Below are 23,580 nucleotides of genomic sequence, written 5' to 3'. Positions count from 1 at the left end.
TAAGGAATCTATTATGAAAAAACTCACGACTGTACTGTCTGTTGCACTGTTAAGTGCCACTATAAGCAGCACTGCTTATGCCAAAGAAACCTTAGCGCTGGTGATTTCGACGCTTAATAATCCGTTTTTTGTCACTATGAAAGAAGGGGCCGAGCAAAAAGCGGACGAATTAGGTTATCAACTGATAGTGCTGGATTCACAAAATGATCCTGCCAAAGAGCTTTCTAACGTAGAAGACTTAAACGTGCGCGGTGCCAAAGTGCTGCTGATTAACCCAACCGACTCCGATGCCGTAACCAATGCTATTCGTTTAGCCAATCGCGCCAAATTGCCAGTATTAACCCTAGATCGCGCGGCCAGCCGCGGCGATGTGAAGTCTCATATTGCCTCCGACAACGTGGCCGGCGGATTAATGGCTGGTGATTTTATTGCCGAACAAGTCGGTAGTAATGCCAAAGTCATTCAATTAGAAGGCATTGCCGGCACCAGTGCGGCGCGCGAGCGAGGCGAAGGCTTTAAGCAAGCAATTGCCAAGCACAAGTTTGAACTGCTGGCCAGCCAACCCGCCGACTTTGACCGCACTAAAGGGTTAAATGTGATGGAGAACTTATTGGCCGCTAACCCAGATGTACAAGCCGTGTTTGCTCAAAATGACGAAATGGCGCTGGGTGCTTTGCGTGCGCTGCAAGCTGCTAATAAAAAAGACGTACTGATTGTGGGATTTGACGGCACTGCAGATGGCATAAAAGCAGTACAAGCTGGGCGTTTATCCGCCACTATTGCTCAGCAGCCCGATGCCATTGGCGCCATTGCTGTAGAAACGGCCGATAAGCTGTTGAACGCACAAACCATTGAAAAACACATCCCAGTGCCATTGCAAGTGATCAGTGAATAAGGCAAACACCATGACATTAACCGTAGTGGGCAGCATTAATATTGACCATGTGATCCGCTTAACGCAATTTCCGCGCCCTGGCGAAACCCTAACCGGCCATGATTATCAGATTGTACCGGGTGGCAAAGGGGCAAATCAGGCAGTGGCGGCAGCGCGAGCGGGTGCCAGCACGCGCTTTATTGCTTGCGTGGGTGACGATGCCTTGGCGCAGAGCTTGGTGGCAGGCTTTGCCGCAGATGGCATTAACACTCAAGCAATTGCCTCCATCAGCCAGGTGAATACTGGCGTGGCGCTCATTCAGGTGAACAGTGATGGAGAAAACACCATTGCATTGGCTGCGGGCGCCAATGCTTACTTAACGCCAGAGCAACTAGCAGCAAACTGCGAGGGCTTGGCTTGCAAGCAATTGCTGCTGCAACTTGAGATCCCACTGGCAACCAATATAGCCGCTGCCAGTCAAGCAAAAGCACAAGGAGCCCGGGTTATTCTTAATCCCGCTCCGGCACAGGCGCTGCCCGAGGCATTATTATCTTTGGTGGATGTGATCACCCCCAACGAAACCGAAGCCGAACAACTTACCGGCATAGTAGTAAGCGACGATAAGGGGGCAGCGCAGGCTGCTGCGGCCTTACATAAAAAAGGCATTGCCACCGTTATCATCACCTTAGGCGCGCGAGGAGTATGGTTAAGCGAGCACGGGAAAGCAGGCCAGTTAATATCGGGCTTTAACGTTAAGGCCATTGATACCACAGCCGCCGGTGATACCTTTAACGGCGCGCTACTTGCAGCACTACAAGAGCAACTGCCCTTACTGAGAGCGATTCAGTTTGCTCAAGCCGCGGCCGCTTTATCGGTAACGGCTCAGGGAGCGCAAACATCGATTCCTTATCAGGCTGATATTCAGGCGTTTTTGGATACTCATGTATGCCGGAGCCCCCATAATGGCCACCATTAAAGATGTAGCCAAACAGGCCAAGGTATCCACCTCTACGGTGAGCCATGTACTAAATAAAACGCGCTTTGTTAGCCCAGAGGTGACACTGCGCGTTGAGCAGGCTATGAAAGCGCTACAGTACGCTCCCTCGGCACTCGCGCGCAGCTTAAAAGTGAAAGAAACCCGGACGCTCGGCATGCTAGTGACCAGCAGTGCCAACCCTTTTTTTGCTGAAGTAGTACAAGGGGTTGAGCAGCGTTGTTTTGAATTAGGCTACAGCTTAGCCTTGTGTAATACCCAAGGAGATAAAAAACGCTTAACGAGCAATATAGAAATGCTGCTACAAAAGCGGGTAGACGGCATTATTTTGATGTGTACCCAGCTGGAGCTTGGCGCCCATATTTTTGAGCGCTACCCTAATGTACCCTTAGTGCTAGCCGACTGGGGCCCACAAGATATGCTGGCCGATGTAATTCAAGACGGCGGACAACTTGGCGGCCAATTAGCCACCGAGCACTTAATTGCCTTAGGCCACCGCCATATTGGCTGTATTACCGGCCCTTTAGGCCGACGGGCAGCCGACGAGCGCTTAGCCGGTTTTAAAACCGCAATGGCGAACGCAAATTTAACCGTACCTGATGAATGGGTGTGTGAGGGGGACTTTGAGTTGGCGGGAGGCAATATCGCCATGAGCCGCCTGCTCACCTTACCGCAGCGCCCCAGTGCCGTATTTATTGCCAACGACATGATGGCCGCCGGCGCCTTACGCGCTCTAGCAGATGCGAATATGACAGTGCCCGAGCAGATGTCGATTGTGGGCTACGATAATATTGAACTGGCGCACTACCTAGTGCCGGCTCTTACCAGCATAGAGCAACCCAAGGCGGTGATGGGAGCTTTGGCCGTAGACACACTACTGGCACGTATTAAGCAGCCCGATAGCCCAAGGCAGGTGCTAACTCTTAAACCAGAGCTGGTGATCCGACACAGTAGCCAAGGCATATAACCCAAGGGAAGAGGCGCCTTGTGTCAAGCCATCTTGCTCTATATGGCTTCTGCTTTAAGTTATTGTTAATGTGCTAGCATAATGTGATGTTCTCATTATGTGAGTAGCCATGACTCCCCATCAAAAAGGATTAATGATCACCGCATTAGGCGTATTGGTGATTGCCCCCGATGCCCTATTGCTGCGCTTTATCACTTTACCGGCCGAGCAGGTGGTGCTGTGGCGTGGTCTGCTCAATATGCTGGGCTTTTTTGCAATTGTGGTGTTTCGTTATCGTCGCCACTGGGTGCAAGCTTATCTGGCCTGTACGCGTGTCGGCATAGGCTGCGCCCTATTATTCACCGTAAGTACCTTTGGTTTTGTGCTGGGTAATCATTTTACTAAAGCCGGTAATGTGTTGGTTATTTTGGCTTCGGCCCCTTTTATTGCCGCACTATTAAGCCGTTTCTTTTTACATGAACGCCTAGCCCTGCGCACAGGCTTAGCCATTGCTGGCTCTATGGTGGGCATTAGTCTTATCGTGATAGACGATTTAGGCTCTGGCTCTTGGCTGGGCAGCGCCTTTGCTTTATTAGCCGCCTTAGGGCTTGCGGGTAATTTAACGCTGGCGCGCAGTCGACCACACATTGATATGAGCCCCATGCTGACTCTCAGTGGTTTGTTTACGGCAACATTTGCTTTTATTTGGATAAAGTTTACTGGCAGCGCCATTGCATTACCGGACGCCGTTAATGCTGGTTGGCTGCTGTTATTATGCGCCTTATTACTCCCAATCGGCTTTACGCTGATTCAACAAGGCCCGCAATATATCCCCTCAGCTGAGGTAAGTTTATTACTGCTACTAGAAACCATTTTGGGCACTTTATTAGTGTGGTGGATATTAAGTGAGCGCCCTAGCCCTTTAGCCTTGCTTGGTGGTGCCATTGTGGTGAGTGTGATCTTTATTAAAAACGGCATTGAGTTTTTAAAGACAGCACCAGCGCCCCTGTGCAAGAAATAAGCGCTTGCACAGGGGCGGGTTTTCAATGGTTGGAGACTTATATATAATCTTGTTGTGCTCTCATAGTTCAACAGGATAGAACAGCTGCCTCCTAAGCGGCCGATCCAGGTTCGAGTCCTGGTGGGAGCGCCATCCCTTTCTTAAACTTGCTGCTTTACCGCCCTGCTATCTATTTAGCAGCTTGCCCTCTTAGTCAAGCACTGGCAAAGTGTGCCTCTATTTGCGTAATTTAAAGGCATTACCCCCTTATGGCGTCCTCTTCTGCTCATAGTACGAGTTTATCTTCTAAAAAAAGCATATTAATCACAGGTTGCTCGTCGGGCATTGGCCTGTGTGCCGCGCACTTTTTACAGGATAAGGGGTTTCAGGTGATAGCCTCAGCTCGCCAACAAGTTGATGTGGATATGCTGCGCCAAGCAGGCTTAACTGCCGTTATATTAGATCTTGGCGATGAGGCTTCCATTGAAGCAGGTGTAAAAAATGCCCTTCAACTAACAGGTGGCAAATTATATGGCTTATTTAATAATGGGGCTTACGGCCAGCCGGGAGCATTAGAAGATTTGCCTACCCAAGCCTTGCGCCAGCAGTTTGAAAGTAACTTGTTTGGCTTGCATCACCTTACCCGTTTAGTATTGCCGACTATGTTAGCCGCAGGGGAAGGCCGCATTATTCAAAACAGTTCAATTTTAGGCTTAGTGGCCCTGCCTTATCGCGGTGCTTATAATGCCTCTAAGTTTGCCCTTGAGGGCTATACAGACACTTTGCGTTTAGAGCTACATAACACCGGAGTCAAGGTAAGCTTAATTGAGCCAGGCCCCATAGAAACCCGTTTTAGGGCCAACTCAAAGCGCGCATTTATGCAACATATTGAGATGGATAACAGCCGCCATCAGGCCAATTATCAACAGACCTTAAACCGGCTCGACAAGCCCGGCCCTAGCTCGCGATACAGCCTAGCACCAGAAGCCTGTATGGCGCCGCTACTGGATGCGCTCACTCGCCAAAACCCTAAAGTGCGCTACCCCGAGACTCGCCCCACCATTATGATGAGCTACTTACGTCGATTATTAAGTGCGCGCGCATTAGATAAATTATTATTAAAAGCAGGAGGTTAACAGTGCGGTTTACACTCGGGCTAATACTGTTGTTGTGGGGTGTTGCAGGTTACAGCTTGGCGGCCCCGGCCTTATGGTCTGCAATAAAAGACGATCAGCAATTGTGGTTATTTGGCTCTATTCACTTGGCAGACGAGAGTATTTCCCCCCTGCCTAACTCTTTGCAAGCGCGTTTAACCCACAGCAAGCACCTGTATGTAGAAGTGGATCCGAGCCGCTTAACACCTGATGTATTGGCTCCCTATTTAACCCTGCCTAAACAGCAAACATGGCAGTCTCGATTAGGCGAGCCCTTAGCCGCTGAGCTTAAGCAACAACTTGATAAGCTTCACTTGGCGCATCTAAGTGCCCTGCCGCCTTGGTTTGCTGCCATGCAGCTGAGTCAGGCGAATGCCCAGCGCTTAGGTTTTTCAAGTGATAAAGGCGTGGATATGCAGCTATTGCGCTTAGCACAACAGCAAGGCATTACCATCACCGGATTAGAGCCGCCTACGCTGGTGTTTGAGCTGTTATCGAGCCTTGCTGAGCGCCAGCTTGAGCAAGATTTTGTTCGTCATACTTTGGCTGAGCAAGCACAGTTAGCTGAACAGCTAACATTATTATTAAGCACCTGGCAAGCAGGAGATGAGCAGGCGCTATTAGCCTTACTGCAAGATGAGCAATCCCCTGATATGACTACTTTTATTGAACAAGAACTCTTGCTGGCACGCAATCAACTCTGGCTAGAAAAACTAGCACACCAAGCCCCCTCTAGTGCATTAATAGTAGTGGGGGCGCTGCATTTATACGGCGAGCACGGCTTATTGCAGTTACTGCGCAATGCCGGCTATCAAGTTAACAAAGCCGGAAGCTGAAAGCTTTTACTTCCAGCTTCCAGCTTTCTTTAACTTTCTTTAGCCAGTTTGGCCATGGCGATGGCGCTGGTAAAAGAGGCAGCACCGGCAATAAAACGATTGTTATGGCAAAAGCCGGCGTCATTAATACCTGTTGCTTGCTGTAGCTCGGCCCCAGATAAGCCCGCCCATGCCACAGGAAGCGACTTTTTATTCTCAAATGAGTCGGGTGAAACCGGCACCGCTTGTATCATCCATTGCATAGAGGGCGAAGGATAAACAATATATAAAGCCTGCAGTGCATGATCATGCACTGCCTGCTTCCACGGAATGTATTTATCCAATACCACAATATTAGGATCCTCGGCTTGGGTAATGGCCGTTACCACTTCTTGGTAAGCATCAAGCTGGGCGCGAGCGCTGGCAATAAAGCGCATTAAAATTGTAGAGGCAAACTGCACTGCTTGTAAAAAGCAGTCATCAAAGTTATCGGCTTCTTGCCACGTTGGGTTTAATAAGCCGATGGTTTGACTCAAGCTTACGCCATGATCATCACCTGATATCGCATAACCACAGTCAATAGCATCAATCACCGACACTAAATTTGCGTCTAGTTTATCGGCAAGCGCTGAGTTTTCTTGGCACACCGCTAAACCATAATGACGCCACACCAAGCCAAAAGAAGAATATGGAATACCATTATCGCGCGCACCGGCACCACCGCGCTGATGATGGTCAAAGCGCCCCCTATTGGCATCGTATTCTTGCCCCACATCCACCACTATATCGCCGGTGGCAATAATGGCAGCATCGCGGGTACGTATTAGTTGCGCATCTGGGTATAGGTGCATCAGTGTCGCTACACTAAATACATCATCAGCATGAAACTTACCGCTATGGGTTACTATGATTTTTTTCATACAACACTCTATGACATGCACGCTAGGGTGCAAAAATGAGAAAGCTTGAAGGTAATATTAACAATCAAAGCCGTACAAGACATCCTATTCACCCCAAAGTGCCTCTAAAAAGGGCAGCTTACTCACACCTGTTGCACCGCGCTTTTAAACAGCGCACTTTATTGATCAAGATCAGCATTGCATTGTTACTAGTCGCTAAGATACTTCTATAGCGCATACGAAGGGAGACAACTATGGCTTTTTGGCTTGATTTAATGTTTGGTAGCGATGTTGGTTTTATGTCAATGATGGTGATTATTTGCACCGCAATTATTATTAGCTTTTTGGGTTGTTTCTTTGTTTACAAAGTGCGCACCGCGAAATCAACAGACGAATAACCTCTGTTTACAATGGCAGGCTCTACTCCTCCTCCCCCGGGCTTGCCATTTCCTCTTATCATCAACTTGCTTATACTGCGGCTTACCTTTTAATTCGCCGCCAGCTTGATTAAGCAGACGACTTCTTTATTTTGTCTATTTAGGCGGCGTAATGCTTTTTTACGGAGCCTGCTATGTCTTATGATGCCTTAACCCACCACTTTGAACAGCAACACCACTTACAACATTTAGGGGCGATTTGTGGCTGGGATCAAGCAACCATGATGCCCACTGGGGGTAGCCAAGCCCGTGCTGAGGCCATGAGCACATTAGCGATATTAAGTCACCAGCAGTTACAAGCGCCGCAATTAGCAGACTGGTTTGCCAGCGCCGAGCAAAGCCCATTAACCCCAGAGCAAACAGTGAGCTTACAGGAAATGCGCCGCCAATGGCGTGATGCCACTATGCTACCCAGCGATTTAGTGGGCGCATTTTCATTGGCTGGCTCTCGCTGTGAGCACGCTTGGCGCAGTTTACGCCCCGCTAACGACTGGGCTGGTTTTTTGCCACTATTTGAAGAAGTGGTCAACCTATCACAACAAGTAGCAGCGGCACGAGCCGAGGTGCTAGGGCTGTCGCGTTACGACAGCTTATTAGAACAGTTTGAACCTGGCATGCGCAGTAGCACCCTTAACCAAGTATTTACTGAGGTTAAACAATGGCTGCCAACATTGATCAGTAAAGTACAAGATAAGCAAAGTCACGACACTGTGTTATCGCCTCAGGGGCCGTTTGCGACCGAGCAGCAACGCGCGCTCGGGCTCGATGTGATGCGACTGTTAGGCTTTGATTTTAACCATGGCCGGCTAGATGTGAGCGTGCACCCTTTTTGTGGTGGCGTAAGCGAAGATGTGCGACTGACCACCCGTTATGACGAACAAGATGTGGCACAAGCATTAATGGGCGTTATTCACGAAACCGGCCATGCCCGCTACGAGCAAGGCCTGCCGGTACAGTGGCGAAAATTACCCGTGGGTCAGGCGCGTTCAATGGGCATTCATGAGTCACAAAGTCTGTTTTTTGAAATGCAGCTTGCCCGCCATCCTGCCTTTATAAAACAGCTTAGCCCGCTGTTAACACAACACTTTGGTGATCAGGCAGCCTTTGATCCTAATAACTTGGCGCAACTCTATACCCGAGTACAGCCTGGCTTTATTCGCGTTGATGCCGATGAAGTGACTTATCCGGCGCATGTTATGTTGCGTTATGAAATAGAGCGCGATCTTATTGAAGGTAAATTGGCGGCTAAAGACGTGCCTGAATGTTGGGATCAACTGATGCAAACATACTTAGGGCTTAGCACTAAAGGCAATTACAAAGACGGTTGTATGCAAGATATTCACTGGACCGATGGCAGCTTTGGTTACTTTCCAAGTTATACATTAGGCGCCATGTATGCCGCCCAACAAGCATCCGCCATGCAAGCACAGCTTGGCCCACTAGACACTTTAATTGAGCAAAACTTACCCAGCATATTTGACTGGTTGCAACACAATATTTGGCAACATGCTAGCCTACTCGATACAGATACATTAATAACTCAAGCATGCGGCCAGCCGTTAAACGCCAGTGCCTTTAAACAGCATTTAGAACAGCGATATTTGGGGTAAAAGAAAGCGGGAAGCTGGATTTGGGATGTTGGATGCGTTGGCTTATCGTTTACCGCTACCCGAAGGGGCTAGGAGGATCTGATGGATAATAAAGAAGACCACCATAAGTTAGTGGTGTTTTATGACGGTAGTTGTGAAAGTTGTATTAAAGATCGTGCCAATTACGAGCGCTGGGCAGGAGAAGGCGGCCGCGATATTTATTGGTTTGATATTACCGACCAAGAAGATGTCATCCACAATATTGGGCTCACACCCGAGGCGGTGATGCGCGAGCTGCATGTGCAAACAGCCGACGGTACTATTTTATCGGAAATTGACGCCTATATTTTATTAATGCGCCGCGTGCCAAGACTCAAGCTGCTCGCTTGGTTGATTGGCTTACCCTTAGTGCGCCCCTGTTTATCTTGGTTGTATCGCACCTGGGTAGAGCGTCGCCTAAAGCGCCAAGGGCGTATTTGAACATAATACGACAGCTTGAGGGTCGCGTTATATTTGACTCTAACACCTTGCTGAGGCATAACCGATAGCAGACATTATCATATGAGCAGAGGCTTATTATGCGCTACGCCAATATTAGCGGCTGGGGTAAATGTTTACCGCAAGCCGCATTAAGCAATCAAGATCTTAGTACTTTTTTAGACACTTCAGATGAATGGGTGCACAGCCGCACGGGTATTCGTTCTCGCCGTATCTCTCATGTAAACACATCTGAACTCGCTACAGTGGCGGCACAGCATGCACTAGCAGCGGCAGACCTAACCGCCGAAGACATAGATTGCATTATTATGGCCACCGCCAGCCCCGATACTTTAGTGCCCAGTGCCGCCTCTGCGGTACAACGCAATTTGGGTGCAGGCAATGCCGCCGTATTTGATATTAATGCGGCCTGTACTGGCTTTATATATGGACTCAGTGTGGGTACAGCCTTAATTAAAGCCGGTACCATGAGTCGTGTATTGGTGATTGGGGCTGAGCGCCTTACTCATTACCTTGATTGGACGAAACGCGACACCGCTGTGTTATTTGGTGATGGCGCCGGTGCCGTGGTATTAGAGGCAAGCGAGCAGCCCCTAGGGCTAATTGCCGATAAGCTCGGCTGCGATGCACAGGCCAACGATATTTTAGCAGTACCTAACTCAGGCACGGCACGGGAGCGTTTTGCCCATACCGATGGTTTATTTGATGTTAACTTTGATGGCAGAGAGATTTTCAAACGTGCTGTAAAAGGCATGGGGGAAGCTGCCGAAAATGTATTAATGCAAGCTAAGGTAAACCAGCAAGACATCGATTTATTGCTGCCTCATCAGGCTAACATTCGTATTATTGAAACTTTAGCTAAAAAGATGGACCTTGATGCAGATAAGGTGATGGTTAACATTGAACACTATGGCAATACTTCGGCGGCCACTGTGCCTATTGCTTTGTGCGACGCCCTTGAGCAAGGTCGAGTTAAGCCTGGCGCATTATTGCTCACTGCCGCCTTTGGCGCAGGGCTCACTTGGGGAGCCGGTGTTATTCGCTGGGGCGATCGTGTAACCCCATTGCGCCAATCAGACGCCGCCCTGCCCCCTTGCGATAAAACCGCACTCGAGTTATTAGCGCCAGCCATAAAAGGCTGTAAAGAAAGTAGTAAGCTGTAAGCTATAAGCCGTCAGCTATCAGCCTGTCACTTAGTCACATCTTTTTGTTGATGTTTGGGTAAAAGTCAGGCAAAGCGCTCGACTCGCCATAAACCCATCCATGGGGGCTCCGCCGCGCCCTCCCTGGCGCGGAGGGTCGACGGAGCAGACACCCTCTGCCTTCCCATTGGCACCGAGTTGCCTGAATGTGTAGGCGAACGCTTGCTCTCGCATTGGCCGCAGGCGCAAATCAGCTTCTTTCGAAAAATGGCTTGATTTCAATCATTCGCTCAAGGGCATCGGTCATCGATACCAATAGGCGACATCGGGGTGTGTGGCCGGATAAAGGGATCTACTCCACCGACCAGCACATAACAGGGATGTTATGTGCTGAGCGTTACATGAATGTATTTGCAGCGTGTCGGTGGAGGAGACCCTTTGTTCGACTATAGTGCAGGATATTATCAACTTAATCGCGGATATCATTTTTATTTATAATACAAGAAGAAGAGCTGACTAAGTGACAGGCTATCAGCTGTCAGATTACGCTTTTAACCCTTCTAACACCGATAGAATACGGCTGGGATCTTGGGGAATACTGCTGGTAAGGTACTTGCCCGCAAGCTTTGCTTGAGTACGTGGGTCTAGGTTGCTGCTTACTTCGTAAGGCACAGCATCTTTATTCACTTTTAATGGCTCAGCGCGCATTGCCAACATCATTCGCACACTATCTTGATAGAGCTCACCTGCTAGAGAAGAGAGCTGGGGCGCACGAATTTCATCTTGCGCTTCGGCATATAGCGGATTTTCATCGGGCAAGGCAAAATATTCACGCCAGTCCGGCTCGCCTTGCTCATTTTTACTTTCTTCTACCCGAGGTAAATCGCGGGCATCTTCAGATAACATAGACAGCAACAACCCAAAGTCGCTACGACGCCCCTCAGAGACCGCCTGATTAAGGTGGTCTCCAAGTTGGCTATCGTTGACGAGCAAGGTGTTGTTAAGTTCTGTCTGCATATAAAAAGTGTAAAAAGTAGGCGTTTGAATGGTTATCGGCAGCAAACTCGATTTAATTAGCAATATTTTCCACTTTAGGGGTTCACAAGGCCAAACTTTTTGGTAGTATGCGCAGCACAAAGTGTGGAGGAGTTCCCGAGTGGCTAAAGGGATCAGACTGTAAATCTGACGGCTCCGCCTTCACTGGTTCGAATCCAGTCTCCTCCACCATTTATTTGTAAGTCGATGCATGTCTTGCTTCGATAACGCAGCAATGGGTTGAGTAGTAACAACACACTTTAAGTGAATAACTAGCCCCATACACAAGTTAATTTGTGGAGGAGTTCCCGAGTGGCTAAAGGGATCAGACTGTAAATCTGACGGCTCCGCCTTCACTGGTTCGAATCCAGTCTCCTCCACCATCCTTTTAAAGCCAGTGCTTAGCACTGGCTTTTTTTATGACTAATTAAAATATTTGGTTTAACTGACAGCTAATAACTGAAAGCCTGAAAGCTGTCAGTTATTAGCTGCCAAGTTTTAGCCAGGGAATAATAAGAACTTAGCGCCGACGATAATCAAAAACACTGCAAACGCCCGTTTTAAGGCGAGTGCTGATAGCTTATGCGCCAAAATAGCACCAAAGCGCGCAAACGGCATACTGGCCACACTCACCCCTAATAATGCCGGTAAGTAGACATAACCCCAAGCTTCACTGGGTAATGAGTCATGCTCCATGCCATGTACTACATAGCTGAGCGCCCCCACCAAAGCGATAGGAAAACCACACACAGCCGACACCGCCACCGCTCTTTGTATGGGCACCGAGCACCAAGTTAAAAAAGGCACCGTTAGCGAGCCGCCGCCAATACCAAAAATACCCGATGCCCAGCCAATCACGCCACCCACCGCCGCTTGTACAGGTTTGCCGGGTAATTGTGCCCCACCTTGTGGTGCCAAACTAAACAGCATTTGCGCGGCCATCAGCCAAGCAAACAACCCAATTAAGCGCTGCAATAAAGGCCCAGATAATTTATCAGCGGTATAGCCCCCTAACCAAGCGCCCACAATAATACCAACCGAGAGCATAGCGGCTAATTTCCAATCTATGGCTTTACGACCGTGATGGGTATGAATAGAGCTGAGCGAAGTAAACATTATGGTGGCTAATGAGGTTCCCACCGCCATATGGGTGACTAAGTCGCCGCCTATGCCTTGCAGTTTAAAACTGATAATCAGCACAGGCACTATAATAAGGCCACCGCCAACCCCAAATAAGCCCGCCAGCGTGCCCGCAAACGCTCCTAGCGCCAAATACATTAACCAAGTCATGTTTATTCCTTAAAACAAAGAGTGCTCTGTGTGAATGTCAGATATGAAAGCGCGTTATTATGCCTGTAATAGTCGGGGATAAGAAGGTGCAACACCGGAACTGTGAGGGCCGTGCAAGAGGAAATATTTAGATATAATGTGCGACGTATAAAGTAGGTCGCACAGCAGAAAGAGATCGCGAGTATGAGTGTGGGGTGCAGTTTAGAAAAGGCTAAATATGGGTTTTAGCTCCCAGACTTATCACGACTCGGCGGTTAGTGTTACGCCCGTCTGGATTGCGGTTGTCTGCTATAGGTCTGCGCTCACCGTGCCCTTCTAAGCTCACACTGCTTTCGGGCAGGCCTAATTCAATAAAGTAGTTTTTTATCGCTTTAGCGCGGCGTTCCGATAGCTGTTTATTATGATAAGCAGTACCAAAACTGTCGGTGTAAGTATTAATCACCACTTCATCGATATCGGGATCGGCTTTCACATACTCAATAATCATGGCCAAACGCTGATTAGAGTGTTCTGTTAACGCATCTTCGTTGTTCACATAATTAAGCACACTAAAAGCAATATCCTCAAAACTATAAGGCAAGAGGTTGGCTTGGCAATCTAAAAACGCATCGTAACGGGCACGAAAATTGACCGACGATAAGCCAACGCTGGTTTGCTTACCGTTACGAAACCAGTTATCAAAATAAAAGGTAGGCCAGCGCCCTTCATTGAGCTCTTCTAACATCACCCATGCCGATTGCTGCTCTACCATGCCATCAAATTGCTGATGAAATGTGACAGTTGATAACCGCTGACCCCCACGGCCGGGCTGCCACTGCGGTGGCTCACTAACTAAGGCAGCGGTTTGAGTACGAGGTTGGCCGCGTAAGCTACTTAGCGCAAACTCTAGATTAATATTTTTAGATGCACGGCTGATAAAAGCCCCAGTACCAAAACGAGGAATAGGATGCTCTAATCGGCATTCAATGGCCGAATCTGACGTAAGACGCCATAATGACTGATCCAAATTGGCCAGATAAGCTTGGGGCTGGGCCCACGCTCCTGCACTCAGGGTCAGCCCAGCTATTAAGGTAATAATGCGCACAATGGCTCTCCTATTGCTCGATAAAAGCGTATCGGCGCCAATGGCTATTTCTTTAATGCTATTTTTATGAGTCGGTGACCAAAGCTCGCTTTACGCAAGGTACTGTTGACCATGGGCACGAATGCGCTCAACCAGGGTGGCTTTTTCAGACTCCGGTAGCCAGCAGGCTTCTACACTATTTAATGCCAGCTGCAACAGATCGGCATCACTGGCACCAAGCCCTTCTTGTAGCGCCTGATAGTTGGCATTCATATAACCACCAAAATACGCAGGATCGTCAGCATTCACCGTCACGCATACCCCAGCATGTAACAGGGCCAACATGGGATGCTCACTCATATCATCCACCACTTTAAGCACAAGGTTAGATAAGGGACACACGGTAAGCGGAATGCGCTCTTGTGCCAGACGCGCCATCAGCGGTGCGTCATGAATGGCGGCCACGCCATGGTCAATACGTTCTACCTTTAAAATATCAAGCGCATCACGAATATAACTGGCAGGCCCCTCTTCCCCAGCATGCGCCACTAACCGGTAGCCTTGTTGAGCCGCTACGGCAAACACTTGGGTAAATTTAGTGGGTGGATTACCACGCTCAGCAGAGTCTAAACCTACGCCAGTAATAAATGATTTAAACGGCTTTGCTTGCTGCAAGGTCTCAAAAGCGGCCTCTTGCGATAAGTGACGCAAAAAAGACATGATTAAGTAGCTGGTTAGCCCCCACTCTTGCTTCGCTTTTGCTAAAGCACCACTAATACCATTTACTACATCGGCAAAGGCGACCCCTCGCTCGGTATGGGCTTGGGGGTCAAAGAATATCTCAACATGGCGTACATTTTCTTGGTGACTACGTGCAAGATAGGCCCAAGTTAAATCAAAAAAGTCCTGCTCAGTTTGCAATACTTGCATGCCTTGATAATAGATGTTCAAAAACGACTGTAAGTCGTTAAACTGATATGCAGCGCGCAAGGCGCTTTCATCTGCGTAATCGAGGGTGATACCATTGCGCTTAGCTAAGTAAAACACCATTTCTGGCTCTAAGGTGCCTTCAATATGTAAGTGCAATTCAACTTTGGGCAGCTCGCGAATAAAAGAGGACACGGTGTTTCTCCAAAAAAATATGTCTTGATGGCTACCAGATAAGATAGCAAGTACCTGCTGATCCACAACAAGGACTGTGTTGAATGTTCTCTTTTTTAAAGCGCTGCTTTTTTTGGTTACTGGCTTTGTTAATACTGGTGCCCTTGCTACTGACGCTGATTTATCGCTATGTACCCGTGCCTGCCACGCCTTTGATGGTGATTCGCCTGTTTGAAGGTGAAAGCTGGGCAAAAGATTGGCAAGCAGCTGATAACATTTCTCAACATCTAAAAGCGTCTGTCATTGCCGCCGAAGATAATAAGTTTTGTCAACATAATGGCTTTGACTGGGCCGCCTTTGCCGATGTGTTAGATGAATTTAAAGATCAGGGCAAATTAAGAGGCGGTAGTACCATTAGCATGCAGACCGCCAAAAATCTTTATTTATGGCCTAGCCGAAGCTTTATACGAAAAGGCTTAGAGGCGGTTTATACCCCTATGCTAGAGCTGATCCTGCCTAAATCACGCGTGATGACGCTGTATTTAAATATTGCCGAATTTGGCCCAGGCATTTATGGCGCTGAAGCCGCCGCCCAGACTTATTTTAATACTTCGGCGGCCAAGCTGAGTCGTCATCAAGCAGCGTTGCTGGCGGCGGTTTTGCCGAACCCTAGAGTTTATCATGCAGACCAGCCGTCGGCTTATGTACAAGGGCGAGCGCGCACCATTCAGCGGCGAACTCATCAGCTAGGCCCCCTGCTAAAGTGCATAGAAAACTGATAGAGTCATTGTCTAATAAAAAAGTGGGGCCATAATTATCCCCTACCCCAAGCAGCGCTAAGACGGGTTCAAGGAGAGTCCAGTGAATATAAAGAATATTATTTGTGATATTGATGGCGTCATTTTGCACAATAATGAGTTAATTCCCGGTGCTGATACCTTTGTTCGCCGCGTGCTAGAACAAAATATTAACTTATTATTTTTAACTAACTACCCAGCTCAAACACCACGGGACTTACAAAATCGCTTTTATGCCGCAGGGATAGAAGTGCCTGAATCGCTGTTTTATACCTCCGCCATGGCCACTGCCGACTTTTTGCGCTGCCAACAAGGGCAAAAAGCCTATGTCATTGGCGAAGGCGCTTTAATTCATGAACTGTATAAGTCGGGCTTTACTATTACCGATATTGACCCAGACTTTGTCGTAGTGGGAGAAACCCGTAATTATAATTGGAGCATGATGCAAATGGGCGCGCGCTTTGTTGCCGATGGCGCTCGGTTTATTGCGACTAACCCAGATACTCATGGCCCTAAAATGCACCCCGCCTGTGGTGCTTTATGTGCCCCCATTGAGCGCATGACAGGTAAAAAGCCGTTTTATGTAGGTAAGCCCAGCGCCTGGATTATACGCGCCGCCTTAAATCACATGGACGCCCACTCTGAAAACACCCTTATTGTGGGTGATAATTTAAATACCGATATTTTAGCGGGTTTTCAGGCTGGTTTAGAAACCGCGTTAGTGTTAACAGGCGTAAGCCAAGTGGCCGACATTGATAATATGCCCTTTCGCCCGCAGCACATTTATGACTGTGCAGGCGATATAGATTTATTTTAACCCGACACAAACATAAGTAGATGTCATGGATCCCTCTTTTATTGCTATCGCCTTTGGCTGTGGCTTACTGGTTTACTTAATTAATTTACCGCCGCTCATTGGCTTTTTAGCGGCCGGTTTTGTGCTTAACGCCATGGGCTATGAGAGCAATGCGACGCTAGATACGCTGGCTAACTTAGGGGTAACCTTGCTGCTGTTTAGCATTGGCCTTAAGCTCGACATTAAAACCTTGTGGCAAAAAGAAGTCTGGGGCACAGCATCTGGGCACATTATTTTATCCACCTTACTCTTTACCCTAGTGTTACTGGCCATAAAAGCCATCGGCTTTAGCTTAGCCATGGAGCTAGAGTGGCGCCAAGCCATACTAATGGGCTTTGCCTTGAGTTTTTCGAGCACAGTATTTGCCGTTAAAGTATTAGAAGAGCGCAGTGATATGAGTACCTTTTATGGCCGTATTGCCATTGGGGTACTGGTGATGCAAGACTTGTTTGCGGTGGCTTTTTTAACCGCTTCCAGCGGTAAGCTTCCCACCCTTTGGGCCTTAAGCTTAATTATTCTGCTCCCCTTACTGCGCTTGGTCGCTTTTAGGGTGATGTCTCGCATTGGTCATGGTGAACTACAAACGCTATTCGCTGTTTTTTTAGCTTTAGTGGTGGGCCATGGCGGCTTTGAACTCGTCGGGCTTAAGGGCGACTTAGGTGCCTTAATTGTGGGCATGATGTTGGCCTCTCATTACAGTGCATCAGCCTTAGCTAAGTCGTTTTTTAATATGAAGGAGCTCTTTTTAGTCGCTTTCTTCTTAAGTATTGGTCTTAATGGTTTACCAACAGTAGAAACCTTATGGATTGCCAGTATTTTACTCTTGGTTTTACCCCTTAAAAGCTTCCTCTATTATACGCTGTATAAAGGTTCAAAACTGCGTATACGTACCGCCCTACTAGCCACCTTTAGTCTCTCTAACTATTCAGAGTTTGGTTTAATTGTAGCCGCGCTCGCCGCAAAACAAGGGCTACTGAGTAACGATTGGGCGATAGTGATTTCTATTGCGTTAGCGCTCTCTTTTGTGGTGTCTGCTCCACTTAATAGCCATAACGAAAGCATTTATAGGCGGCTAATGACCCGCTTTCAACCTAAAGAAAATACCGTATTACATCCCAATGATCAGCCCATAGAGTTAGGGGATGCCAAGGTGCTGATTATTGGGATGGGTCGCATTGGTCAAGGGGCTTATATGGAGCTTGAGCAGCGCTATCCTGGACAATTACTGGGCATAGACAGCGATGTAAAAAAAATAGAATTATTAAAAGAGCTGGATATTAACGCCATTGAAGGCGACGCCTCTGACTCGGACTTTTGGGATAAAACCAGCATTAGCGATCAGTTAGAATACATCTTTTTAGCCATGCCCAACCACGCCGGTAACCTGTATGCGCTTGAGCAGATTCGCTATAACCACTTTAAAGGCCGGGTGGCCGCTATTATTTGTTACCCCGATGAAGGGGCACAATTACGCGAGCTGGGTGTTGACGATATCTTTAATATTTATGAAGAAGCAGGCAGCGGCTTTGCTCATCATGTGATTGAAGCTAACGCACAATTACTATCCAAGCCATAACCCAAAGGTGGGCGTGCCTTAGCGCCCCTTGTGACACGAGCGTCAGCCCCCTATAATAGCCGCGATTTGGCTTGTACCATTGATAATATAATTAAGAATATTGAATAAACATTGAGCCAGTTGCATAACACCCAGACATTATTCTCAATTGCCCTTGTCACCACTTTCGCTTTATAACCTGGAACATTCACCATGCTATCGACCCTCAAACAAACTTGGTTTTTTAATATTAGAGGAGACGTACTCGCCGGCCTAGTCGTGGCTTTAGCCTTGATCCCAGAGGCCATCGCTTTTTCTATTATTGCGGGTGTCGACCCTAAAGTGGGTTTGTATGCATCTTTTAGTATGGCGGTGGTGATTGCCTTTGCAGGCGGCCGCCCTGGTATGATTTCGGCCGCCACGGGAGCCATGGCACTCCTCATGGTGACCTTGGTTAAAGAGCATGGTTTAGAGTATTTACTGGCGGCCACCCTATTATGTGGTTTGCTGCAAATTATTGCCGGCTACTTACGCTTGGGCGAGCTAATGCGCTTTGTATCGCGCTCTGTGGTGACCGGCTTTGTTAACGCGCTGGCCATTTTGATTTTTATGGCGCAATTGCCCGAGCTTATTAATGTCACTTGGCATGTGTATGCCATGACGGCGGCCGGTTTGGGGATTATTTATTTACTGCCACTGGTACCGCACTTGGGTAAGTTACTGCCCTCCCCGTTGGTGTGCATTGTAAGCTTAACCCTCATTGCCATCGTATTTGGTATTGATATTCGCACTGTGGGTGATATGGGTGAACTGCCTGATAGCCTGCCTATCTTTTTATGGCCTGATGTCCCTCTTAACCTTGAAACCTTGCTGATTATTTTTCCTTATTCCTTGTCACTGGCAGTAGTCGGTTTACTTGAATCTATGATGACCGCCACCATTGTTGATGACTTAACCGACACCAAGAGTAATAAAAACCGCGAGTGTAAAGGCCAAGGCTTAGCTAACTTAGCCACTGGGGTACTGGGAGGCATGGCCGGTTGTGCCATGATTGGTCAATCGGTGATTAACGTAAAATCTGGTGGCCGTGGCCGCCTGTCAACCTTGGTTGCGGGTGTAGTGTTATTAATGATGGTGGTATTTTTAGGACCTTGGGTATCACAAATTCCAATGGCCGCCTTAGTTGCCGTTATGATCATGGTGTCTATTGGTACCTTTAGCTGGAGCTCTATTGTTAACTTAAAAGCCAACCCCGTTAGCTCCAGTATTGTGATGGTGGCCACGGTTGCTACTGTGGTGATGACCCACAATCTGGCGTATGGTGTTTTGGTAGGGGTACTGCTAAGCGCATTATTTTTCGCCAACAAAGTGGGGCAAATCTTATATGTGGGTTCTCACTCACCAAATAGCCACACTCGCGAATACCAAGTAACAGGCCAAGTATTTTTTACCTCTACCGAGCAATTTGTTAGCGCGTTTGATTTTAAAGAGGTCATTAAAAACGTACGTATTGACGTGTCTCGGGCACACTTTTGGGACATCAGTGCCATTGCGGCCTTAGATAAAGTGGTATTAAGCTTTAAACGTGAAGGGGCTGAGGTTGAAGTGATTGGCCTTAATGAAGCCAGCGCCACCTTAGTTGACCGTTTTGCCGTACATAATGACCCCAAAGCCGTTGCTAAGCTAATGGGGCATTAAGCTCAGAGCCACTAAAAGGAGAACACCATGACTACTAATGTAATGGCTTGTATAGATGGCTCGCGTTACGCCAACGCCGTGGCCGATGCCGCAACCTGGGCAAGCTTGCGTCTAGATGCCCCCCTCACTTTATTGCATGTACCCAATAAAGTGGCCGCCAGTGTGTCACCAGATTTAAGTGGCAGTATTGGCGTTGGCAGCCAAGAGCAACTCCTCACCCATTTAAGCGATATTGATGCCAAGCAAAATAAACAGTCTGCCGAGCGCGGTCAGCAACTGTTAGAAGCTGCGCAAGCTCACGTGCTTAAAAGTGGAGTGCTGGCCAACACAACCCAAAGGCACGGTGAGCTGGTTGACACCATTGCTGAGCTTGAGCCGAATACCCGCTTATTGGTGCTGGGGCGCCACGGCGCCAACTCCGCCGTTGATGCCCCGCACTTGGGCCGTCATGTTGAGCAAGTTACGCGTACCTTGCATTGTCCTATGTTACTCACTAAGGATTATTTTAGAGCGCCATCAAAGGTCTTGTTGGCCTTTGATGGCAGTGACAGTACCAAACAAGCCGTCACCTTATTAGCCAATAGCCGTTTATTGGCCGGCCTTGAAGTGCATATTGTATTGGTGGGGGAAGATAGTGAGCTTAACCGCGAGCAATTAAGCTGGGCCAGCGCCTTGCTACAAGAAACAGAGATTACCCCTTATAGCCGTATTGTGACAGGCCCGGTAGAGCAGGCATTAACCCATTATCAAGAGCAAGAAAATATCGACTTAATGGTGATGGGTGCCTACGGCCATTCACGCATTCGTCAATTAATTTTAGGCAGTACCACAGCCGCCATGATCCGTAATGCCAAGCTGCCGTTATTAATTTTGCGCTAAACGTTAACCCGCGCCTTTAACTAAGGCTATAAACGACATTGCCTGTAAACCGCCTTGTTAATCACAAGGCGGTTTTTTGTGATAAGAGTGTGAGAATTGATAGACATCAAGCTTTATCTTATTAGAAGTATGCTACATTGATATTGAGTCGGAGCCCCCGCGACTCTTTTCTATTTTAGAGTCAATAACTTATCATCGGGATGAAATATATGAGAACAAATGTATTAGCCTGTATTGATGGCTCCAAACACACCACTTCCGTGTGCGACTATGCAGCTTGGGCCAGCCGTCAACTAGACGCCTCCCTAGTATTATTGCATATACTACCTAAGCGTGAACCTACGTTATTATACAATATCAGTGGGGCTGCCACCCTCAGCATGCAAGATAACGTGATCAAAGAACTCGAAGACCTAGACGCCAAGCGAGCAGCGCTTGCCAAAGCACACAGTCAGCAAATTTTGGATCAAGCAGCACAGCATGTTGTGGAATCGGGCTACCCTAGTCCGCGTACTATTCAGCAAGAAGGCCGTATTGTTGAAGAACTAGAGCAATACGATGATTACTGCCAATTACTCGTACTGGGTCGTCAAGGTGCCAACGAAGACGACTCAACACACCGCTTAGGGAGTCATGTAGAGCAAGTTATTCGTACTACAGATAAGCCGCTATTACTCACTCTTGATAAGTTTGTACAACCTAAAAAAGTGATGCTGGCGTTTGATGGCAGTAAAACCACTCGCAAAGGCTTAGATATGCTCACCTCTTCGCCGTTATTTAAAGGGTTAGAATGTCACTTGGTTATGGTTGCCGGCCCAGATCCACAAAACCTTGAGCAGCTAGAAGTGGCTCGTTTACAGCTAGAAGAAGCCGGATTAAAAGCGGTATCAGCACTGTTACAAGGCGAGGTTAAGCAAAACCTACTGGCCTACCAAGAAAAACAAGACATCGACTTACTGGTGATGGGTGCATACGGCCATTCTCGTATTCGTCGGTGGTTATTAGGCAGCATTACTAACTTGATGCTCAAAGAGTCTTGCCAACCTATGTTGATTTTACGTTAACCATATAACACCTAATACTTAAAAGCCCCAACAGACAGTGTCTGTTGGGGCTTTGCTTATTTGGATTTTAAATACAAAGATAAAAGGTTATACGATACCTTTTTCTCGTAAGTACTCTTCGTAGCTGCCGCTAAAGTTACGCACCCCGCTTTCACTTAGCTCTAAAATGCGCGTGGCTAATGAAGATACGAACTCACGGTCATGAGAAACAAAAATAAGCGTTCCTTCATATAGCTCTAATGCCATATTTAACGACTCGATAGACTCCATATCTAAGTGGTTGGTTGGCTCATCCATGATCAAAATATTGGGTTTTTGCATCATCAACTTGCCAAACAACATGCGACCTTGCTCACCACCCGACAAGACGCCTACTTTTTTCTTAATGTCGTCTTGGCTAAACAGTAAACGCCCCAACACGCTGCGCACGGTTTGCTCATCATCTCCGGCTTGTTGCCATTGGCTCATCCAGTCAAATACCGTTAAGTCGACATCAAAGTCGTCGCTATGGTCTTGCGCGTAATAACCGATGCTGGCATTTTCCGACCATTTATAATGCCCACTTTTAGGCGCAAGCTCACCCACTAGGGTTTTAACTAAGGTGGTTTTACCCACACCGTTCGCCCCTAAAATGGCGATACGCTCACCAACCTCAACCAACATATCTAGCTTGCTAAACAAAATGTTATCATCATAGCCCTGAGCTAGCTGCTCAACCTCTAAGATATTACGGTACAACTTTTTATCTTGCTCAAAGCGTATAAAGGGATTTTGACGACTAGAGACTTTAACTTCTTCTAGCTTAATTTTATCTATCTGCTTGGCACGTGATGTTGCCTGCTTGGCTTTAGAGGCGTTGGCACTAAAACGCGCCACAAAGGATTGTAGATCGGCAATTTGTGACTTTTTCTTGGCGTTATCAGACATTAAACGCTCGCGTGCTTGGGTTGACGCCAGCATGTAATCATCGTAATTACCCGGATAAACCCGCAGCTCGCCAAAGTCTAAATCGGCCATGTGAGTGCAGACACTGTTTAAAAAGTGACGGTCATGAGAAATAATTACCATTGTGCTATCACGCTCGTTTAGGGCACTTTCTAGCCAGCGTATGGTGTCGATATCCAAGTTGTTGGTGGGTTCGTCAAGCAGCAATACATCGGGGTTAGAAAACAAGGCTTGAGCTAATAATACTCGCAGCTTTAAGCCAGGCGCCACTTCACTCATAGGGCCTGTGTGCTGTTCTACCTCTATACCGACCCCTAACAAAAGCTCTCCGGCACGCGCCTCGGCAGTGTAACCGTCATACTCAGCCACCACGCCCTCAAGTTCAGCGGCGCGCATGTAGTCATCGTCGCTGGCTTCTAAATTAGCATAAATGGCATCGCGCTCATGAATAGCAGCCCACAACTCTGTGTGTCCCATCATCACCACATCCAATACTCTGTGCTCTTCAAAAGCAAACTGATCTTGGCGCAACTTACCCAGTCGCTCGTTGGCATCTAGGCTAATATTGCCAGCACTTGGCTCAAGATCGCCGCCCATAATTTTCATAAAGGTGGATTTACCACAACCGTTGGCACCAATCAGGCCATAGCGATTACCCTCGCCAAATTTAACGGAAATGTTTTCAAATAACGGCTTGGCGCCGAACTGCATGGTGATATTGTTAGTGGAAATCAAGAAGTGAACTCACAAGTTAACGGGATGAAAAGATAGGAAGCATTAAAGTCGGCTAGGATACCGACTGTTGGCCTAAAGTTCAAAGAGTGCGCAAACTTATCGGTTGCTGCGCACCCAATACTGCCGCATAAAAAATAATAACAGTGCAGACAAATAGGAATAAGCAGCGTTTTTTTATATCATAAAGATACTTATCAAAGGTTATCGATGGAGT

22 protein-coding genes and 3 tRNA genes are annotated in these 23,580 nt (G+C 47.7%); 19 read left to right on the top strand and 6 right to left on the bottom strand.

Annotated features, from left to right (window positions below):
• Positions 1 to 13 precede the first annotated feature (13 nt).
• The 7 genes from rbsB (at position 14) to J3U76_RS03320 (ending at position 5,804) form a co-directional block, all read left to right on the top strand.
• Complete coding sequence (gene rbsB / locus J3U76_RS03350; protein ID WP_208004393.1) at positions 14 to 895, top strand: ribose ABC transporter substrate-binding protein RbsB; 882 nt, start codon at positions 14 to 16, stop codon at positions 893 to 895.
• Between the two features lie 10 nt (positions 896 to 905).
• Positions 906 to 1,850, top strand: a complete 945-nt coding sequence (rbsK, locus tag J3U76_RS03345; RefSeq protein WP_208004391.1) for a ribokinase — start codon at positions 906 to 908, stop codon at positions 1,848 to 1,850.
• Entirely contained in the window at positions 1,837 to 2,835 is a 999-nt protein-coding gene (locus tag J3U76_RS03340) for a substrate-binding domain-containing protein (RefSeq protein ID WP_208004389.1), read from the top strand. Before rbsK ends, J3U76_RS03340 begins: the two co-directional genes overlap by 14 nt.
• Before the next feature lie 109 nt (positions 2,836 to 2,944).
• Complete coding sequence (locus J3U76_RS03335; protein WP_243454029.1) at positions 2,945 to 3,835, top strand: DMT family transporter; 891 nt, start codon at positions 2,945 to 2,947, stop codon at positions 3,833 to 3,835.
• A gap of 56 nt (positions 3,836 to 3,891) precedes the next feature.
• A tRNA-Arg gene (locus J3U76_RS03330) sits at positions 3,892 to 3,967 on the top strand.
• Positions 3,968 to 4,083: 116 nt separating this feature from the next.
• Positions 4,084 to 4,950 (top strand): SDR family oxidoreductase, encoded by an 867-nt coding sequence (locus J3U76_RS03325; protein ID WP_208004387.1) that lies wholly within the window; start codon positions 4,084 to 4,086, stop codon positions 4,948 to 4,950.
• Between the two features lie 2 nt (positions 4,951 to 4,952).
• Positions 4,953 to 5,804 (top strand): TraB/GumN family protein, encoded by an 852-nt coding sequence (locus J3U76_RS03320; protein ID WP_341534298.1) that lies wholly within the window; start codon positions 4,953 to 4,955, stop codon positions 5,802 to 5,804.
• 29 nt (positions 5,805 to 5,833) lie between these two features.
• On the opposite strand, the gene J3U76_RS03315 is transcribed toward J3U76_RS03320, so the two are convergent.
• A complete protein-coding gene (locus J3U76_RS03315) occupies positions 5,834 to 6,703 on the bottom strand; it encodes an MYG1 family protein (protein ID WP_208004385.1) in 870 nt (289 codons plus the stop codon).
• A gap of 233 nt (positions 6,704 to 6,936) precedes the next feature.
• On the opposite strand from J3U76_RS03315, the gene J3U76_RS03310 reads away from it, so the two are divergent.
• The 4 genes from J3U76_RS03310 (at position 6,937) to J3U76_RS03295 (ending at position 10,369) form a co-directional block, all read left to right on the top strand.
• Positions 6,937 to 7,080 carry a DUF3149 domain-containing protein gene (locus tag J3U76_RS03310; protein WP_208004383.1) on the top strand — a complete coding sequence of 48 codons (144 nt, stop codon included), beginning with the start codon at positions 6,937 to 6,939 and terminating at the stop codon, positions 7,078 to 7,080.
• 173 nt (positions 7,081 to 7,253) lie between these two features.
• Positions 7,254 to 8,729, top strand: coding sequence for a carboxypeptidase M32 (locus tag J3U76_RS03305; RefSeq protein ID WP_208004381.1), 1,476 nt, complete (start codon positions 7,254 to 7,256; stop codon positions 8,727 to 8,729).
• An 81-nt stretch (positions 8,730 to 8,810) separates the two neighbouring features.
• Positions 8,811 to 9,188 carry a thiol-disulfide oxidoreductase DCC family protein gene (locus J3U76_RS03300; RefSeq protein ID WP_208004379.1) on the top strand — a complete coding sequence of 126 codons (378 nt, stop codon included), beginning with the start codon at positions 8,811 to 8,813 and terminating at the stop codon, positions 9,186 to 9,188.
• A 98-nt stretch (positions 9,189 to 9,286) separates the two neighbouring features.
• Positions 9,287 to 10,369, top strand: coding sequence for a ketoacyl-ACP synthase III (locus J3U76_RS03295; protein ID WP_208004377.1), 1,083 nt, complete (start codon positions 9,287 to 9,289; stop codon positions 10,367 to 10,369).
• A 522-nt stretch (positions 10,370 to 10,891) separates the two neighbouring features.
• On the opposite strand, the gene J3U76_RS03290 is transcribed toward J3U76_RS03295, so the two are convergent.
• Positions 10,892 to 11,428, bottom strand: a complete 537-nt coding sequence (locus J3U76_RS03290; RefSeq protein ID WP_243454028.1) for a VC2046/SO_2500 family protein — start codon at positions 11,426 to 11,428, stop codon at positions 10,892 to 10,894.
• Positions 11,429 to 11,490: 62 nt separating this feature from the next.
• Here J3U76_RS03290 and J3U76_RS03285 point away from each other — a divergent pair.
• Positions 11,491 to 11,575 (top strand) — tRNA-Tyr (locus J3U76_RS03285).
• Positions 11,576 to 11,681: 106 nt separating this feature from the next.
• Positions 11,682 to 11,766: transfer RNA gene (locus J3U76_RS03280), tRNA-Tyr, on the top strand.
• A gap of 115 nt (positions 11,767 to 11,881) precedes the next feature.
• On the opposite strand, the gene J3U76_RS03275 is transcribed toward J3U76_RS03280, so the two are convergent.
• The 3 genes from J3U76_RS03275 to J3U76_RS03265 form a co-directional block, all read right to left on the bottom strand.
• Positions 11,882 to 12,673 carry a sulfite exporter TauE/SafE family protein gene (locus J3U76_RS03275; protein ID WP_208004376.1) on the bottom strand — a complete coding sequence of 264 codons (792 nt, stop codon included), beginning with the start codon at positions 12,671 to 12,673 and terminating at the stop codon, positions 11,882 to 11,884.
• Positions 12,674 to 12,884: 211 nt separating this feature from the next.
• Positions 12,885 to 13,760, bottom strand: a complete 876-nt coding sequence (locus tag J3U76_RS03270) for a flagellar protein MotY (protein ID WP_424022296.1) — start codon at positions 13,758 to 13,760, stop codon at positions 12,885 to 12,887.
• Positions 13,761 to 13,847: 87 nt separating this feature from the next.
• Complete coding sequence (locus J3U76_RS03265) at positions 13,848 to 14,858, bottom strand: adenosine deaminase (RefSeq protein ID WP_208004373.1); 1,011 nt, start codon at positions 14,856 to 14,858, stop codon at positions 13,848 to 13,850.
• An 83-nt stretch (positions 14,859 to 14,941) separates the two neighbouring features.
• Between J3U76_RS03265 and mtgA the strand changes: the two genes are divergently transcribed.
• From mtgA to J3U76_RS03235, 6 genes are all read left to right on the top strand, one after another.
• Positions 14,942 to 15,616, top strand: a complete 675-nt coding sequence (gene mtgA / locus J3U76_RS03260; RefSeq protein ID WP_208004371.1) for a monofunctional biosynthetic peptidoglycan transglycosylase — start codon at positions 14,942 to 14,944, stop codon at positions 15,614 to 15,616.
• An 88-nt stretch (positions 15,617 to 15,704) separates the two neighbouring features.
• A complete protein-coding gene (locus J3U76_RS03255; RefSeq protein WP_424022295.1) occupies positions 15,705 to 16,451 on the top strand; it encodes an HAD-IIA family hydrolase in 747 nt (248 codons plus the stop codon).
• Between the two features lie 25 nt (positions 16,452 to 16,476).
• Positions 16,477 to 18,066: a cation:proton antiporter family protein gene (locus J3U76_RS03250; RefSeq protein ID WP_208004367.1), complete on the top strand. Its 1,590-nt coding sequence runs from the start codon at positions 16,477 to 16,479 to the stop codon at positions 18,064 to 18,066.
• Positions 18,067 to 18,258: 192 nt separating this feature from the next.
• Positions 18,259 to 19,743 (top strand): SulP family inorganic anion transporter, encoded by a 1,485-nt coding sequence (locus J3U76_RS03245; protein WP_208004366.1) that lies wholly within the window; start codon positions 18,259 to 18,261, stop codon positions 19,741 to 19,743.
• 27 nt (positions 19,744 to 19,770) lie between these two features.
• Positions 19,771 to 20,622 carry a universal stress protein gene (locus J3U76_RS03240; RefSeq protein WP_208004364.1) on the top strand — a complete coding sequence of 284 codons (852 nt, stop codon included), beginning with the start codon at positions 19,771 to 19,773 and terminating at the stop codon, positions 20,620 to 20,622.
• A 209-nt stretch (positions 20,623 to 20,831) separates the two neighbouring features.
• Positions 20,832 to 21,686 carry a universal stress protein gene (locus J3U76_RS03235; protein ID WP_208004362.1) on the top strand — a complete coding sequence of 285 codons (855 nt, stop codon included), beginning with the start codon at positions 20,832 to 20,834 and terminating at the stop codon, positions 21,684 to 21,686.
• Between the two features lie 87 nt (positions 21,687 to 21,773).
• Here J3U76_RS03235 and J3U76_RS03230 read toward each other — a convergent pair whose 3' ends face one another.
• Entirely contained in the window at positions 21,774 to 23,366 is a 1,593-nt protein-coding gene (locus J3U76_RS03230; protein WP_208004360.1) for an ABC-F family ATPase, read from the bottom strand.
• Between the last annotated feature and the right edge of the window lie 214 nt (positions 23,367 to 23,580).

This window comes from Oceanisphaera pacifica (assembly GCF_017498065.1).
Lineage (GTDB): Bacteria > Pseudomonadota > Gammaproteobacteria > Enterobacterales > Aeromonadaceae > Oceanimonas > Oceanimonas pacifica.
The sequence above is the reverse complement of the archived record's forward strand: the minus strand, read 5'-3'. Positions and strand labels throughout refer to the sequence as shown.